This is a genomic window from Rhizobium anhuiense bv. trifolii, from assembly GCF_024346605.1.
Classification (GTDB): domain Bacteria; phylum Pseudomonadota; class Alphaproteobacteria; order Rhizobiales; family Rhizobiaceae; genus Rhizobium; species Rhizobium anhuiense.
This window is the reverse complement of sequence record NZ_CP098803.1, coordinates 3777559-3792761: the sequence shown is the minus strand read 5'-3', so window position 1 is coordinate 3792761 and position 15203 is coordinate 3777559. Positions and strand designations below refer to the sequence as shown.

Annotated in this window: 14 protein-coding genes; 6 read left to right on the top strand and 8 right to left on the bottom strand. The window is 61.5% G+C overall.

Features of this window, described 5'->3' with window-relative positions; all coding sequences use genetic code 11:
- The first annotated feature begins 1 nt into the window (after position 1).
- A complete protein-coding gene (locus NE851_RS27435) occupies positions 2–742 on the top strand; it encodes a metallophosphoesterase family protein (protein ID WP_254959166.1) in 741 nt (246 codons plus the stop codon).
- 120 nt (positions 743–862) lie between these two features.
- Here the strand turns inward: NE851_RS27435 and NE851_RS27430 are convergent, their stop codons facing one another.
- The 4 genes from NE851_RS27430 to NE851_RS27415 form a co-directional block, all read right to left on the bottom strand.
- Positions 863–2608, bottom strand: a complete 1746-nt coding sequence (locus NE851_RS27430) for a flotillin family protein (RefSeq protein WP_254959164.1) — start codon at positions 2606–2608, stop codon at positions 863–865.
- Entirely contained in the window at positions 2605–3252 is a 648-nt protein-coding gene (locus tag NE851_RS27425) for an OB-fold-containig protein (protein WP_028759150.1), read from the bottom strand. The genes NE851_RS27430 and NE851_RS27425 overlap by 4 nt, the downstream gene beginning before the upstream one ends.
- Before the next feature lie 5 nt (positions 3253–3257).
- Positions 3258–4397: a PspA/IM30 family protein gene (locus NE851_RS27420; RefSeq protein ID WP_414814779.1), complete on the bottom strand. Its 1140-nt coding sequence runs from the start codon at positions 4395–4397 to the stop codon at positions 3258–3260.
- A gap of 95 nt (positions 4398–4492) precedes the next feature.
- Positions 4493–5104, bottom strand: a complete 612-nt coding sequence (locus NE851_RS27415; RefSeq protein WP_254959161.1) for a CDP-alcohol phosphatidyltransferase family protein — start codon at positions 5102–5104, stop codon at positions 4493–4495.
- A gap of 201 nt (positions 5105–5305) precedes the next feature.
- Between NE851_RS27415 and NE851_RS27410 the strand changes: the two genes are divergently transcribed.
- Genes NE851_RS27410 through NE851_RS27400 form a run of 3 tightly spaced genes read left to right on the top strand, consistent with a single transcriptional unit; the run spans position 5306 to position 8865 of the window.
- The gene (locus NE851_RS27410) at positions 5306–7090 is read left to right on the top strand and encodes a bifunctional alpha/beta hydrolase/class I SAM-dependent methyltransferase (RefSeq protein WP_254959159.1); all 1785 of its coding nucleotides are present in this window, start codon (positions 5306–5308) and stop codon (positions 7088–7090) included.
- Positions 7091–7099: 9 nt separating this feature from the next.
- Positions 7100–8428 carry a phosphatase PAP2/dual specificity phosphatase family protein gene (locus tag NE851_RS27405; protein WP_254959157.1) on the top strand — a complete coding sequence of 443 codons (1329 nt, stop codon included), beginning with the start codon at positions 7100–7102 and terminating at the stop codon, positions 8426–8428.
- Positions 8425–8865, top strand: coding sequence for a hypothetical protein (locus NE851_RS27400; protein WP_047611399.1), 441 nt, complete (start codon positions 8425–8427; stop codon positions 8863–8865). Before NE851_RS27405 ends, NE851_RS27400 begins: the two co-directional genes overlap by 4 nt.
- 221 nt (positions 8866–9086) lie before the next feature.
- Here NE851_RS27400 and NE851_RS27395 read toward each other — a convergent pair whose 3' ends face one another.
- From NE851_RS27395 to puuD, 3 genes are all read right to left on the bottom strand, one after another.
- Positions 9087–10229: an alpha-hydroxy acid oxidase gene (locus NE851_RS27395; protein ID WP_047611796.1), complete on the bottom strand. Its 1143-nt coding sequence runs from the start codon at positions 10227–10229 to the stop codon at positions 9087–9089.
- A 122-nt stretch (positions 10230–10351) separates the two neighbouring features.
- Positions 10352–11662 carry a guanine deaminase gene (gene guaD / locus NE851_RS27390; RefSeq protein ID WP_132572803.1) on the bottom strand — a complete coding sequence of 437 codons (1311 nt, stop codon included), beginning with the start codon at positions 11660–11662 and terminating at the stop codon, positions 10352–10354.
- Entirely contained in the window at positions 11659–12897 is a 1239-nt protein-coding gene (puuD, locus tag NE851_RS27385) for a urate hydroxylase PuuD (protein WP_063474485.1), read from the bottom strand. The genes guaD and puuD overlap by 4 nt, the downstream gene beginning before the upstream one ends.
- Before the next feature lie 115 nt (positions 12898–13012).
- On the opposite strand from puuD, the gene NE851_RS27380 reads away from it, so the two are divergent.
- Complete coding sequence (locus NE851_RS27380) at positions 13013–13699, top strand: Type 1 glutamine amidotransferase-like domain-containing protein (protein ID WP_063474486.1); 687 nt, start codon at positions 13013–13015, stop codon at positions 13697–13699.
- A 164-nt stretch (positions 13700–13863) separates the two neighbouring features.
- Entirely contained in the window at positions 13864–14196 is a 333-nt protein-coding gene (locus NE851_RS27375; protein WP_018243137.1) for a hypothetical protein, read from the top strand.
- Between the two features lie 87 nt (positions 14197–14283).
- Here NE851_RS27375 and NE851_RS27370 read toward each other — a convergent pair whose 3' ends face one another.
- Complete coding sequence (locus tag NE851_RS27370) at positions 14284–15180, bottom strand: LysR substrate-binding domain-containing protein (protein WP_254959153.1); 897 nt, start codon at positions 15178–15180, stop codon at positions 14284–14286.
- Positions 15181–15203 lie beyond the last annotated feature (23 nt).

Below are 15203 nucleotides of genomic sequence, written 5' to 3'. Positions count from 1 at the left end.
AATGCGGTTTGCGGCAATTGCGGATATCCACGGCAACCATCTGGCGTTGGAGGCGGTGCTTGCGGATATTCGTGCGCAGGGCATCGATGAGATCGTCAATCTCGGCGATTTCTTCAGCGGACCGCTCGAGGCGGGCAAGACGGCAGACCTGCTGATGCCGCTTAGCCTGACCTCGGTTCGCGGCAATCACGACCGCTACCTCATCGAACAGGATACGGCTTCCATGCATGCCTCGGATGCCGCCGCCTATCGGCTATTGTCGTCGTCGCATCTCGATTGGGTGCGTAGCCTGCCGTTCGATACCGTCTATCGCGGCGAGGTCTATCTCTGCCATGCGACGCCGAAGGACGACAATCTCTACTGGCTGGAATCGGTTTCCCCGGAGGGCTTCGTCTTTCTGAAGCCGATCGAAGCGATCGAGGCGCTGGCGGAGGGCGTCGACCTGCCGCTGATCCTCTGCGGCCACAGTCACATTCCCCGAGCTATCATGCTTTCCGACGGCCGCCTCATCGTCAATCCCGGCAGCGTCGGCTGCCCGGCCTATGACGACGAACTGCCCTATTACCACAAGGTGGAGGCCGGTCATCCGCTGGCCAGCTATGCCATTCTGGAAAAGACGGCGGCCGGATGGACATGGCAGTTCCGAGCCGTCGCCTATGACCATAAGGCGATGTCGGCATTGGCCGCCGAAAGGGGCCGTGCCGACTGGGCGGGCGCGCTGGCAGCGGGTTGGGTGAGATAGAGCACGATGCCGAAAAGTGTGAACGGCTTTCGGCATCGTGCGCTAACTATTTAATTTAGAACAGGATTCAGATTTTAGGCCGAACCGGCCTGATCTAGTCCAGACCCGTCAGCGCGGCGATCATTTCTCCTTTGGTGCCGGGGGGACGATCGGCTTTGCCGGGGCTGCAGCCGGTGTTGCCGGCTTTACCGGGGCTGCGGCAGGTATTGCCGGTCTTGCCGGTTTTGCGCCATCGAGATTTCCAAGGAGGGACGAGATGGCGTCGTCGCCCTCGAAGCCGGCCTCCTTCAACAATTTGTCGAGGATCGGTTTGTTGGCCTGATAGGAGAGGAGCTGGCCGGCCAGTCCTTCGCCGAGGCCGATGCCGTTTCCTCCGGTCGCGCCGTTTCCGCGACCGAGCATGCCGCCGGTATCGAAGATCCTGATATCGGAGATCTTCTCGATCGGCTTGACCGCTTCGGCTAGTGCTTCGGGAATGATGCGGATACGCTCGCGGGTGATCTCGAACTCGATGATGGCAGCGCTCAACTTATTGCGGGCGTCGTTGAGCAATGCCTCGCTCTCGGCGGCGGCCTTGCCGGTTTCGAGAATACCCTTGGCCTTGATGATCGCCGCATCCGCCTCGGCGGTGGCGAGCGTCTTGATGGCCTCGGCCTGGTCGCTTGCCGCCTGTTTTTCGGCCTCGGCGCCGACGGTGACGGCGGTTGCTTCCGTCTCGGCCTTCTTGCGCGCGTCGATCACGGCAATCTGCCTTTCGCGTTCGGCGATCTCGATCGCCTTGGCGGTGCCGACCTTTTCCTCTGCCGCTATCGCCAGCGCGCGAGCCGCTTCCGCAGCCGCCTTCGCTTCGGATTCTTCGCGGCTCTTGTTGGCAACGGCGATGGCGCTTTCCTGCGCCACGATCTGCAGATCGCGCTTGGCTTCGGTGTCACGCTGCTGGACGGCACGGGCCGAATCGATGTTGGCGCTTTCGCGGGCCTGCTTGGCGGACGCCTCGCGTTCGGCGATCGCCTGTTCGGAAGCGATGCGGGCTTCCTCCTCGGCGCGTTTTGCGGCTTGTTCCTGCTGCGCGGTTTCGGCGCGTGTCGCCGCGGATTTGTTGGCGATGTCGCGTTCCTGGCTGAGCTCGGCTTCCCGTTTGGTCCGCTCGATGGTCAGCGATTGCTGGCGGGCCTCGAGATCCTTCTGGGCGATGGCGACTTCGGTATCGCGAACGATCTCGTTTCGCTCCTTCTTGCGTCCCTCGGTGATACGGGTCAATGCGGCGAGACCTTGCGCATCGAAGAAGTTGTTGGCGTTGAAATGCTTGATGTCGGTCTGGTCAAGGCGTGTCAGCGACACGGATTCGAGCTCGAGGCCGTTCGACTGGAGATCGGCGCCGACGGCTTCCTGCACGGCCTTGACGAAATCCATGCGCTGTTCCTGCAGCGCGTCGAGGTTCATCGTCGCGGCCACCGAGCGAAGGCCGTCGACGAATTTCGCTTCGATCAGGATGCGAAGCGCCTCGGCATCATTGGTCCGGTTGCCGAGCGTCTGGGCGGCAAGCGCAATCGAGGAGGCATCGGGTTTTACGCGCACATAGAACTCGGCGCCGATATCGACGCGCATGCGGTCCTTGGTGATCAACGCATCACCTTCACCGCGGCGAACCTCGAGCCGCAGCGTCTTCAAATTGACCCTGGCGATCGAGTGGAAGATCGGCAGGACGACCGAACCGCCGTCGAGCACGACCTTCTGGCCGCCGAGGCCGGTGCGCACATAGGCCTCATCGCGGCTGGAGCGTGTGTAAAGAGAGGCGAGGACAAAACCGATGCCGAAGATCAGAACAATCCCAATGCCGGCTGGCAGAATAACGTCGTATATCATTGCTGGTCCCTCAAAGATTGATTGTCCGCATCGGTCGGGTCGGCCAGTGCGGGAATGGCGATAAATACATCTGCCGTGCGGTCGACGAGGAGAACCTCGGTGCCGACCTTCAGAGGCTCCTGATCTCTGGCGGCCTTGGCTCTCAGCACGTGCCAGTTTCCATGCTGGTCCTTGACGCGGACGCGTCCTGGCAGCCCCTGATCGAGCGGGCCGAGCGATACTTCGGCGGTCCGGCCGATGAGCGCGTCGAGATCGACGGCATAGGTCTCGTCATGCGGCACGAGCCGCGCCACGGTCCTGCTCGACGCCCTGACCATGGGGATGGCAACCAAGATGGCGGGAAGAGCGGCGACGGTGGCGGGAAGCGGTGCCCAGAAGGCATTGGCGACGGCCTGTATGGCAAAGCCCGTCATGGCGAAGAAGCCGAGCGCCAGCATGATGAGGATGAGCAGGGGAACACCGCCGAGATTGAGCCAGGACAGGTAGCCCGCAAACCCGTCATGGCCATGGAAATCCGGTTTTCCTAGAAATTCCATGATCGAAAAACCCATGACGGTCGCGAGCATCTCGATCGCGGTCAGGCCGGCGAGGACCGCGGCGGCGATGGCGAAGGGGGCACATTCGGGGGCGAAGAGAAGTGCCATCGCCGTTACCGGTTATCCGCCTTGAAGCGTGCGAGGCGCGCTTCGATCGCCTGTTCGCGGTGCAAGCGGTCGAGCTCGTCCAGCTCCGAACTATGGGCGTGCTCGCCTGATGGAACACCGGTCAGCCGCGACACCGCCGCCGCAGCCCGGGCAGCATCGGCGCCCGGCGCGGGCCGGCTGTGACCTGCTGCGGCGTCTTCGGGATGCCTGGCGATGCTGCGCTTGAAATCGGCAAGGCGGGCGTCCGCCTCGCGGCGCGTGGCGAGCACGGCCTGAAGGGCTTTCTGGCCCTCGTCCAGCTGCTCCCTGGCATCGGCCAACGCCTTGTCGAGCGCCGCGATCTGGGATTCGAGATCGATCTGCCGGGCGACGCCGGCCTTTGCCAGATCATCGCGCCCGGAAGAGACGGCGAGGCGGATCTTCGCGTCGAGCGCGTTCATGTCTCCGACGATCTCGTCCTTGCGGCTCTGGATGCGATATTCCTCGGCACGCGCCTTGCCGAGATCGGTGCGGGCCTCATCCGCTGCCGCATCGATCTCGCGGATCGCCTGTTCGATGACGGCGATCTTGTTGACGCCTTCCGCCTTGTCGACCGCCGCATTCGCGATGCCCGCGATCAGGCGGCCCATGCGGGAAAGAATGCCTTCATTCGTCATGTTTTCCTCCATCCGAGCGGAATTCGGCGTGACGCCGATGTGAATCTCGTAACGATCCTGGCCGGCCACAAGATAGGCCGGAAAAATACTCTCCCATCCCCTGGAATAGCCCGCGACATCGAAGGGTACGGCAACGCGCCCGTGCACTGTGGCGATCGTCAGATCCGCGGGGCCTTTGATGGCGAAAAGCTTGTCGTCGAGCGGCAGAAACGGGGGATCGGCACTCGCGCCACGATTGGCGGCGAAATCGCGAAGGCCGAGTGTCACCAGCCGCGCCGGCAGCCCCGTCTGCTCGCGGACGGTTTCATAGGCAAGTTCATGCAGGAGGACGAGATTGGCGCCCGCCCTGTCGTCGATGCGTTCGTTCAGGATGTCGATCATCCTGCGATAGGCGGCAAGAGTATCGTCCAGCGCCTGCCGGGCCTGTTCATCAGGCGCCAGCGTGTAACGCAGCAGCGATAGGTGCGGTGTCTTGCCTGTGTTCGCCATAGGATAAAACATAAAGCACCGCTTTGGTGCTTTCAAGGGGTTGTGCTAAAAATACAACCTAAGCTTAACATGGCGTTAGAAGGAGAGGCAGCGTCCTATCGGGCGGCGGTATGCGCCTCGCGAATACCGGCGCTGATACGGTTGATGATGGTCCATATGAGAAGGAGAGCCACAACCGCCCAGAGCCACGAAGTCCATGCTGCAAACGTACCGCCAACCGCGACAAAGATGCCGAGCGCGCCGAAAAGCACCGCGCGGTCGCTCTTGCCCAGCGGCCCGTCGTAACGCCGGCTTGCCCCGACCGTTTGACCCAGAACGCCGGCAAATTCCGTCAGCGCCGAGAGGAATATGACTGATAACGCCGGCACCAAGCCGTTCGGATCGATGAGCGCAAACGGCAAATACAGGGCGACATCCGACACGACATCACCGACCTCGTTCAGATAGGCGCCTAAAATGCTCTTCTGCCCATGTTCGCGCGCGAGCATGCCGTCGATGGCGTTGAGGCCCATGCGCAGGAGAAACCATACCGGCACCAGCAGGAACCAGTGCGGAAGCGGAGCGACGCTCAGAAAAAGGCCCAATGCAACCGAGACGGCGGCGGCAACTGAAGTCACCTGATTGGCGGTGACGCCTCGCGACGCGAGGGAGCGCACCAGAGGGCGAAGAATGTTCTGAAATCGGGACTTCAATTGATAGACAGACATGCTACCTCAGTGGAATTTCGTGGCATTTGAACAGTCTATGCCGGCTCGGGCAGTGCAGATCGTCGCAGCTGTGAGGAAGGCCGCACTTCATATCGGTTCATGCAAAGGACTTACATTTGCAACTAGACTTTTGCAATGAAAGCAAATCACTGTGCTCGCCAATGGATGCAACCTATCCACCCATCAGAATTGGAGAAGAGCGTGCTGCAAACTGCCGATAGTGGGCAACCGTCCTCGACGGCCAGACCAATGCATGAATCAGAATTCGCATCGCATGATGGCACTCGGCTGTTTTATCGGGCGTGGCCTTCGACGAGCGCTGCACCGAAGGGCGTGATCATTCTTCTCCATCGCGGCCACGAGCATAGCGGCCGCGTCGCTCATCTCGCCACCGAGCTCGGTCTCGATGATTTTTCCTTCTACGCCTGGGACGCACGCGGCCACGGGCGTTCACCGGGAGAGCGCGGCTATTCTCCATCCTTTGCTGCCTCGGCGCATGATCTCGATTGCTTCGTCCGCCATGTCAGCGAGACAAGCGGTACTTCAGTCGAAGACATCGCCGTCATTGCGCAGAGTGTCGGCGCGGTCCTCGCCAGCACCTGGGTGCACGACTATGCGCCGCCGATCCGTGCGCTCGTGCTTGCCTCGCCGGCCTTCAGCGTCAAGCTCTACGTGCCTTTTGCCAAAGAAGGCATCGCGTTCTGGGAAAAGCTCAAAGGTACATTCTTCGTCAATTCCTATGTCAAGGCGAGGTTCCTGACGCATGATCCCGAGCGCATCGCCTCCTATGAAACCGACCCATTGATATCTAGGCCGATTGCCTCCAACATCCTGGTGCAGCTCTATGAGGCGGCAGCCCGCGTCGTCGGCGACGCCCGCGCCATCACCGTCCCGACCCAACTGCTGATCTCCGGCAGCGACTGGGTGGTGCGACACGCGCCGCAGCACCGGTTTTACGAAAACCTCGGCAGCCGGATCAAGGAACGGCATGTGCTTGCCGGCTTCTACCATGATACGCTTGGCGAAAAGGACCGCGCGATTGCGCTCGCCGAGATCCGCCGTTTTATAGATGCGCGTTTTGCCGAGCCCCGGGCACCTGCCGACCTTCGCAACGCCCATATCCAGGGCTATACAAAGGACGAGGCCGACCGGCTTGCGAGCCCGCTGGACGCCACATCCCCACGTGGCATCTACTGGGCGCTCAGCCGCCTCAACATCAAGATCGGCGCCTTGGTGTCCGAGGGCATCAAGACCGGGGTCAAGACCGGCTTTGATTCCGGCTCGACGCTCGACTACGTCTATGAGAACAAGCCGCGCGGGCTCGGTCCCGGCGGGCGTTTGATCGACAAGGTGTTCCTCGAGGCGATCGGCTGGCGCGGTATCAGGCAGCGAAGGCTGCACTTGCAGGAACTGATCGACCGCGCGCTGCAGCGCCTCAAAGCAGCCGGCCGCAGCACCCATATGCTCGACATAGCGGCCGGGCACGGCCGTTATGTGCTTGATGCGATCGAGGCGGCTGCCGTGCGTCCCGACAGTGCGCGGCTGCAGGACTATTCCCCCATTAACGTCGATGCCGGCCGCAACAGCATTGCCGCACGTGGACTGGGCGATTTCGTCAACTTCCGCCAGCAGGATGCCTTTGATGGCGAGGGGCTGGCTGCAACCACGCCGGCTCCGGATCTCGCGATCGTCTCCGGCCTTTACGAGCTGTTTTCCGACAATGCGATGATCGCCGCTTCCCTCAACGGGATCGCCCGCGCGATGCGGCCCGGTGGTCTGCTAGTCTACACCAACCAGCCATGGCATCCACAATTGGAGATGATTGCCCGCGCCCTGACCTCCCACCGCGGCGGCGAGGCGTGGGTGATGCGGCGGCGGACGCAAGAGGAAATGGACCAACTGGTCGCCGCAGCCGGTTTTCGCAAGATCGAACAGCGCATCGACCAGTGGGGCATTTTCACTGTCTCGCTGGCCGAAAGAGTTTGAGGGCAAAGCGTGGAGAAGGCACGTTCACCTTTTTCCCGGGCAGCACCGGTCCAGAAGCGGGCGGCGCTCTGGCTCGCCTTCCTGGGACCGTTCTTCTATCTGAGCTATGGCGGCGCCAATTGGCTGGCGTCGCAGCGCGCTCATGTGCCGAACGTCGCCTTCGCATGGGAAAGCGCCATTCCGTTCCTCGGATGGACGATCATTCCATATTGGTCGATCAATCTGTTCTATGCACTCTGCCTGTTCATCAACACGACGCCGCGCGGTGTGGATATGCTGGCGAGGCGTTATCTAACGATCCAGATAATAGCCGTCGCCTGCTTTGTCGCGTTTCCGCTTGAAGCGACCTTCGTGCGGCCGGCAACGAGCGGCCTGCCCGGTTTCATGTTCGCCGTGCTCGGCGGCTTCGATAAGCCGTTCAACCAGGCGCCGTCGCTGCATATCGCGCTCCTGGTTGTGATCTGGGACCATCTGCGCGGCCGGCTGCCGCGCAAGGCACGGCTTCGGTGGCACTTCTGGTGCCTCCTGATTGGTGCCTCCGTGCTGACCACGTGGCAGCATCACGTCATCGACATACCGACCGGCATGCTGCTCGGCCTGTTTGCCGCCTGGCTTTTTCCGCGCGATGCCGGTTCGCCTCTCGCGAATTTTGCGATGAGCGGCGATCCGAAGTCGCGTCGCCTCGGCATCTATTATCTATGCGGCGCCATCGCATTTCTCGGCCTTGCAACGCTCTGCACGCCTCTATCGGCCGCGGCCCTGCTGTTGCTCTGGCCGGCTGTTGCGCTGGCGATCGTCTCGCTCGGATATCTCGGCGCCGGCCCGCAGATATTCCAGAAACGCGTCGATGGCCGGGCCACCCTTGCCAGCCGCTGGCTGCTAGCACCCTACCGGCTCGGCGCTCACATCAATATTTGGCTCTGGACCCGGGGAATGCCGGCGTCGGTGGCGATCGCCGACGGCGTCCATCTCGGTCGTTTTCCGCGTCGCTACGAGGCCGACCGTTTTGCCACGGTGATCGACATTAACGGCGAACTTCAGCGCCCCGGCGCGACACGCGCGCGCTGGTGCAGCTTTCCCACCCTTGATCTTACCGCCCTCGACAAGATCCAGACGCTCGCCGCGGCGAACCTCGTCGAGGCTGCGCGCGAGCAGGGACCGGTTCTCGTCTGCTGTGCGCTAGGTTTCCAGCGGAGCGCTTGCGTCATCGTGCGTTGGCTGCTCATCAGCCGACGTTGCGAAGATCCGGCCGAAGCAGTGCGGCTGATCGAACGGGCGGGGCGGCGTGTTCATCTGCCCGCGGAAAGTATCCATGCCGTGACGGAGGGCGTGCAATGACGCAGTGGAATAGCACGGCCTCGGCGGCGGCGCGAAATCTCGGCCGTAATTCGATCTTCTGCGGGCTGACGGCACTGTTGCCACTAATTGTCGGCCCGATCACTGCCGAATATCGAGGCTTCGTTCCACAGCTCGGCTGGCTCTTGATGCTGGTTTTCTGCGTGATTGTTCTTGCGCTGGCGATCCATCTTCTCTTCGATGCGCTGTTGTTTCGCCTCGCGGCGAGCCACGAGACCGAGACGGCCGGTCTTGCTGCCGTCGACGACCTGTTGTCCCGCATGCGGCTTCGCAAGCCTGACGGGACACCGTCTGGGCTCGAGAGGCGGATTGCCGGATCGCGTCGCATCGTCTGGCGGCAGCGTTTTGCGCTCGCCATCTGTCTCGTGATTTTCGCGATCTTGGTGCTCGATGCGACCGATGGGCAGCCGCTCTGCTGAATACGACGGCAGGCGATTGATGCAAGCGCTCCGGCACGTGTCCGGCAGGTCTTGCCCGCGCCAATCGCGACGGCGATTCCGGGATCCGTGACCCTTCTAGAGCAATTCCAGGAAAAGTGCGAAGCGGTATTCCGTCCGGAATTGCGTCAAAACAAGAGCTTAGAGCGGTTTTGCGTTTCCATGAAAAGTTGAACCGCTCTCAGCTGGCTTCTCCAGCAGCTTCACTGCCGTCCGTCGATGATCGACGAATTCACGTCGTTGATGTCGCGCTTGCCGCAGAGCGCCATGGTGATGTCCATCTCCTTGCGGATGATGCCGAGCGCCAGCGACACGCCTTCCTTGCCCATGGCGCCGAGGCCGTAGAGGAAGGGGCGGCCGATATAGGTGCCTTTGGCGCCGAGCGCCACGGCCTTCAGCACGTCCTGGCCAGAGCGGATGCCGCCGTCGAGATGGACCTCGATACGGTCGCCGACGGCGTCGACGATCTTCGGCAGCATGCTGATCGAGGAGGAGGCGCCGTCTAGCTGCCGACCGCCATGATTGGAGACGACGATCGCATCGGCACCGGTATCGGCGGCTGCCTTCGCATCCTCCGGATCGAGTATGCCCTTGATGATCAGCGGTCCGCCCCATTGTTCCTTGATCCAGGCGACATCCGCCCAAGACAGCCGCGGATCGAACTGTTCGGCCGTCCAGGAGGAGAGGGACGAGAGGTCGGAAACATTCTTCGCATGGCCGACGATATTGCCGAAGGTGCGGCGCTTGGTCTGCAGCATCTCAAGGCACCAGAAGGGCCGGGTCGCCATCTGCCAGATATGCTTCGGCGTGAATTTCGGCGGCGCCGACAGGCCGTTGCGCAGATCCTTGTGGCGCTGGCCAAGGATCTGCAGATCGGCCGTCAGCACCAGCGCCGAGCATTTGGCCGCCTTGGCGCGGTTGATGAGGTTGAGGACGAAATCCTTGTCCCTCATCACGTAGAGCTGGAACCAGAAGGGGCGGGTCGTCACCGAAGCGACATCCTCGATCGAGCAGATGCTCATCGTCGAGAGCGTGAAGGGAACACCGAATTCTTCGGCGGCGCGCGCCGCCAGCATCTCGCCGTCGGCATGCTGCATGCCGGTCAGGCCCGTCGGCGCCAGAGCCACCGGCATCGACACTTTCTGGCCAACCATCGTCGTTGCCAGCGTGCGGTCGGTCATGTCGACCATCACCCGCTGACGCAGCTTGATCTGACTGAAATCGCTCTCATTCGCCGCGTAGGTCGATTCCGTCCAGGCGCCCGAATCCGCATAGTCGAAGAACATCTTCGGCACGCGGCGCTGTGCGAGTTTTTTCAGGTCGGCGATGGTGAGCGGGGTGGCCATGAATTGAACCTTCACATCTGAATGCGGCCATCGGCCATAACATGAATTTGGCGGCAGTGTTATGGGAAATTGGCCGTGTGAGGCAGCTTTTCACGGACCGATTTCGAGAGCAACGGCGCGCGTTATCGAAGTCCCGCCTTCAGCGCCACACCTGCAACATAGGTCTCGGCAATCGCCCGGTCGTCGCCCATCGTCTGCAGCAGGAATAGCTCCTCGGGCAGCGTCTTCACCACTTCCATCTTCAGCGCCATGGCCGGTGTCGCCGTCGCATCGAGCACGACGAGATCGGCTTCGGTGCCAGGTTCCATGGTGCCGATTCGGTCTGTCAGCGACAGCGCTTCGGCATTGCCGCGCGTCATCAGGTAATAGCTTTCCAGCGGGTTCAGCCGTTCGCCAAGCAACTGCTGGATCTTATAGGCCTCGTCCATCGTCCTGAGCATCGAATAGCTGGAGCCGCCGCCGATATCGGTGGCGACGCCGATACGGACCGGCTTTTGGCGCCGCGCCAGCGCCTTCAGCGGAAACAGGCCCGAGCCGAGGAAGAGGTTCGAGGTCGGGCAGTGGACGGCGACGGCGCCCGCCTCGCTCATGGCATCGGCCTCGCGCTCGGACAGGTGGATGGCATGGCCAAAGAGGCTTTTCGCCCCGAGCAGGCCGTAGCTGGCGTAGATGTCGGTATAATCGAGCGCCTCGGGATAAAGCTCGCAGGTGAATTTGATCTCGTCGTGGTTTTCCGAAAGATGCGTCTGGATGTGCAGGTCGGGAAATTCACGGGCCAGGGCCGATGTCGCTTCCATCTGCGCCGGTGTCGAGGTGATGGCGAAGCGCGGGGTGATGGCGACGTGATTGCGGCCCTTGCCGTGCCAGTTCGATATCACCTGGCGGGTTTCGTCATAGCCCATTTCGGGCGTGTCGAGCAGACCCTGCGGGGCATTGCGGTCCATCATCACCTTGCCGCCGACCATGCGCATGTTGCGCTTCATCGCCTCGGCGAAGAAGGCGTCGGCCGAGGTCTTGTGCACGGAGCAATAGGCAACCGCCGTCGTCGTGCCGTGGCGGATCAGCTCGTCGTAGAAATGCGTGGCGATCCTTTCAGCATGCCTGCTTTCGACGAAGCGGCATTCCTCGGGAAAAGTATAGGTGTTCAGCCATTCGAGCAGGTTGGCGGCATAGGAGGCGATCACCTGCATCTGCGGAAAATGCAGGTGCATGTCGATGAAGCCGGGCATGATCAGATGCGGGCGGTGGTCGATCTCGGCCACATCAGCGGCTGCCTTTGCCTTGACATCGGCATAGGGGCCGATTGCCGAGATCAGCCCGTCCGTAATCAGCAGGCCGCCATCTTCCTCATAGAGATAGCTTTGGCTGTCGGTCAGGCTCAGCGGCGCGCGATGGAAGGACAGCAGGCGGCCGCGCAGGAGTGTCGTCGTCATTGTTTCTTGCCTTCGACTGCGTTTTCGAACCAGGCGACGAGCAGTTTGCGCTCGTCCGGCGTGATGTCGGTGATGTTGCCGGGCGGCATGGCATGGCTGCGGCCGGCCTGTATATAGATTTCACGGGCATGGGCGGCGATTTCGGCGTCGTTTTCAAGGATTACGCCCTTTGGCGGTCGCACGATGCCCTCATAAACCGGCTCGGCGGCATGGCACATGGAACAGCGCGTCGACACCAGTTGCTTGACGGCGGGAAAATGCGGGTCGCCGGCGAATTGCTGGAAGGCGGGCGCGACTGCTGCCGCATCCGTTTCGCCGGTCAGCAGCTTCGGCGCGGTCGAAAGCCACATGATCAGGATGAAGAGGATGACGGTGACGATCCAGGTCCAGGTCGGCCGGCCTTTCCTGGCATGCGTGGTATTGAACCAGTGGCGGATGGTGACGCCCATCAGGAAGACCAGGGCGGCGATCACCCAGTTGAACTGCGTGCCGAAGGCCAGCGGATAGTGGTTCGACAGCATGAAGAAGATGACGGGCAGCGTCAGGTAGTTGTTGTGCAGCGAGCGCTGCTTGGCGACCTGCCCGTATTTGGGGTCGGGCGTGCGCCCGGCGATGAGATCGGCGACGACGATCTTCTGGTTCGGGATGATGATCATGAAGACGTTGGCCGACATGATCGTCGCGGTGAAGGCGCCGAGATGCAGGAAGGCGGCGCGGCCGGTGAAAAGCTGTGTATAGCCCCAGGCCATGAAGACGAGCACGATATAGAGCACCGCCATCAAACCCCAGGTGTGCCGCCCAAGCGGGGATTTGCAAAGCACATCGTAGACGACCCAGCCGAGCGCCAGCGACGCCAGCGAGATCAGGATCGCGACGGGCGCACTGATATCGAGCACATGCCGGTCGATCAGGAAGAGATCGGCGCCGCCGTAATAGACGATGCACAGCATCAGGAAGCCGGAAAGCCAGGTGAAATAGCTCTCATATTTGAACCAGGTCAGATGCTCGGGCATCTGAGCGGGCGCCACCAGATATTTCTGGATATGGTAGAAGCCGCCGCCATGGACCTGCCACTCCTCGCCATAAGCGCCGGGCGGCAGATGCGGGCGTTTCACCAGTCCGAGATCGAGCGCGATGAAATAAAAGGACGATCCGATCCAGGCGATCGCGGTGATGACATGAAACCAGCGCGCCGCGAAGGCGAACCATTCCCATGCTATGGCATATTCATACATCGAGTTCCCCTATCTTCCTCCGACTCGTGACATTGCGGAAATTTTGGCGGGGAGGGAAGAGGAGATTGAAGGACTGCACACGCGCGACGACCCGGCGCGCCAAAGGAGCAAGGGAATGATCACCGCCCTCTACAGCGATCAGCTCATCGCCGAAAACGCGCCGATGGACCGCAGGATTGCAGCACTCGTCCGCGCTCGCGGAAACCGCATCGGCTATATCGCGTCGGGTCCAGACCCGGAGCGCGCGTTTTTTGATGAGAAACGGCAATATTACGCCAAGTATGGGCTTTCGCTTGATCTCTTTGTCGATCTCGATGCGCTCTCCGGCGATGAGGAGATCAGCCGGCTGTTCTCCTGTGACGCCATTCATCTTTCCGGCGGCCATACCGGCGATTTTCTGAGAAGGCTGCGCCAAAGCGGCATGCTGGACAAGTTGCGCGCATGGGCACTGAATGACGGAATTCTTATCGGAACTAGCGCCGGGGCGATTTTGATGACGCCGACAATCGCTGTCGACGCCCTCTTTTCTGGCGGTTCGCCCAATACGGTGCGGGATGGCGCGGCTCTCAATATGCTGCCCTTCGAATTCTTCCCGCATCTCGATGATGATCCCGGCTATTTCTCCGCGCTGCTGCGCTATAGTGAGACGACGGCGACCCCCATTCTTGCGTGCCGGGATGGTGAAGGAGTCATCATCAGCAATGGGCTCGTCGAGATCTTCGGCGCTCCGCTGATGATTTTCGACGGTTATGCCGAAGCCGCCGATCACGGTCGTATCGCCGATCTGCTGTCGCGTGCCTAAAAGCTGCCGAGAAGACTGTGCATTATCCCTGACTTATACTGTGCCTGCTAAAATAGCAGACCTTGAACTACGACGACTCGATTACAATTATTTTTGCAGGCCGCCGGAATAAAATAAGAACCGTTGGATCATCGGCGGCGCATTCATCGACGGAGAAGATGCCCATGCGCAGCATTCTGACGTGTGTGATGATTGCGTATGCGTCGTTGGCGACGGCCCACGACGCACCTTCGGGGTGGAGTTATGACCCCTATTGTTGCAACGGCGACAGTCATAATGGCGATTGCCAGATGATCCCTTCGAAAAGCGTGGCGGTGACGCCGGGCGGATATCGTGTGACGTTGATGCCTGGCGACCACCGGTTGGTCACGCATGCTCATGTCTTCCTGCTGCCGATGACGAAGGCGATGCAATCCGGCGATAACGACTATCATCTCTGTCTGTTCCCGAACGAGGATACGCCGCGCTGTTTTTATGCGCCGGAAATGGGATATTGAAGGCGGACCACAGCACCGGACCCGGCTCGCGAACCGGGTCCGGCATGGCGTCGTCAGAAAATCACCGCACAATTCAGGCGGCGTGCATCAATTTCCGGCTGCCTTCATCTCCTCGAGGATCCAGTTGCGGAAGGCCTTGATCTTCGGCACGTTGCGACGGTTTTCGGGGTAGGCGAGCCAGTAGGCCTTGCCGTCGCTGCGGGTCAGTTCGAAGGGCTGGTAGAGCCGGCCGAGCGTGATCTCGGCCTCATAGAAGGCCGGATGGAGGATGGCGACGCCATGGCCGGCGATGGCCGCATCGGCTTCCACGGCCTGGGAGCCAAGCTGGTTGCGCGGGCGCCGATCGAGATCCGTCTCCGTGACGCCGGCTGCCTCGAACCATTGTTTCCACCAGATATCGCCGGCGTCGAAGAGATCGAGCTTCAGGAGATCGCGCGGCTCCTTGATGCCGCCGGCCGCTTCCGCCAGCTTCGGGCTCAGCATCGGCGTGAACTCCAGCCCCATCAGCCGGTGCAGTGTCAGCCCCGGCCAGTTGCCGTCGCCCCAGCGGATGCCGACATCGATCTGCTCGCGGGTGAAATCGATGATGTCAGAGCTTGCCTGAAAGCGCACCGCGATCGCCGGATGCTTCAAGTGGAAAGAGCCGAGGCGCGGCGCCAGCCATTTCGAGGCGAAGGTATGGGTCGAGCTGATGGCGAGCGTGCCTTCGACGCTGTCGCGGGCCGTCGCCATCGCGTCGTGCAGCATGGCAAAGGCTTCGGTTACCTTCGGCGCCAGTCGCTCGCCGGTCTCCGTCAGCGCGATCTGGCGGGGACGGCGCAGGAAGAGCGGCTCGCCGACATTCTCCTCCAACAGCTTGATCTGGTAGCTAACGGCCGTCTGCGTCATACCGAGTTCGTCGCCTGCCTCGGTGAAACTTCCGAGCCGGGCAGCGGTCTCGAAGACGCGCAGCGCATTCAGTGGAAATTGCTTGGAAAGTTTCATGGATAAGTTCTCTTGATGCATGC

Excerpts from the sequence above, each read along its gene's own strand:
- NE851_RS27435 (WP_254959166.1), top strand. The coding sequence starts at position 2 with ATGCGGTTTGCGGCAATTGCGGATATCCACGGCAACCATCTGGCGTTG.
- NE851_RS27430 (WP_254959164.1), bottom strand. The coding sequence starts at position 2,608 with ATGATATACGACGTTATTCTGCCAGCCGGCATTGGGATTGTTCTGATC.
- NE851_RS27425 (WP_028759150.1), bottom strand. The coding sequence starts at position 3,252 with ATGGCACTTCTCTTCGCCCCCGAATGTGCCCCCTTCGCCATCGCCGCC.
- NE851_RS27420 (WP_414814779.1), bottom strand. The coding sequence starts at position 4,397 with ATGGCGAACACAGGCAAGACACCGCACCTATCGCTGCTGCGTTACACG.
- NE851_RS27415 (WP_254959161.1), bottom strand. The coding sequence starts at position 5,104 with ATGTCTGTCTATCAATTGAAGTCCCGATTTCAGAACATTCTTCGCCCT.
- NE851_RS27400 (WP_047611399.1), top strand. The coding sequence starts at position 8,425 with ATGACGCAGTGGAATAGCACGGCCTCGGCGGCGGCGCGAAATCTCGGC.
- NE851_RS27395 (WP_047611796.1), bottom strand. The coding sequence starts at position 10,229 with ATGGCCACCCCGCTCACCATCGCCGACCTGAAAAAACTCGCACAGCGC.
- guaD (WP_132572803.1), bottom strand. The coding sequence starts at position 11,662 with ATGACGACGACACTCCTGCGCGGCCGCCTGCTGTCCTTCCATCGCGCG.
- puuD (WP_063474485.1), bottom strand. The coding sequence starts at position 12,897 with ATGTATGAATATGCCATAGCATGGGAATGGTTCGCCTTCGCGGCGCGC.
- NE851_RS27380 (WP_063474486.1), top strand. The coding sequence starts at position 13,013 with ATGATCACCGCCCTCTACAGCGATCAGCTCATCGCCGAAAACGCGCCG.
- NE851_RS27375 (WP_018243137.1), top strand. The coding sequence starts at position 13,864 with ATGCGCAGCATTCTGACGTGTGTGATGATTGCGTATGCGTCGTTGGCG.
- NE851_RS27370 (WP_254959153.1), bottom strand. The coding sequence starts at position 15,180 with ATGAAACTTTCCAAGCAATTTCCACTGAATGCGCTGCGCGTCTTCGAG.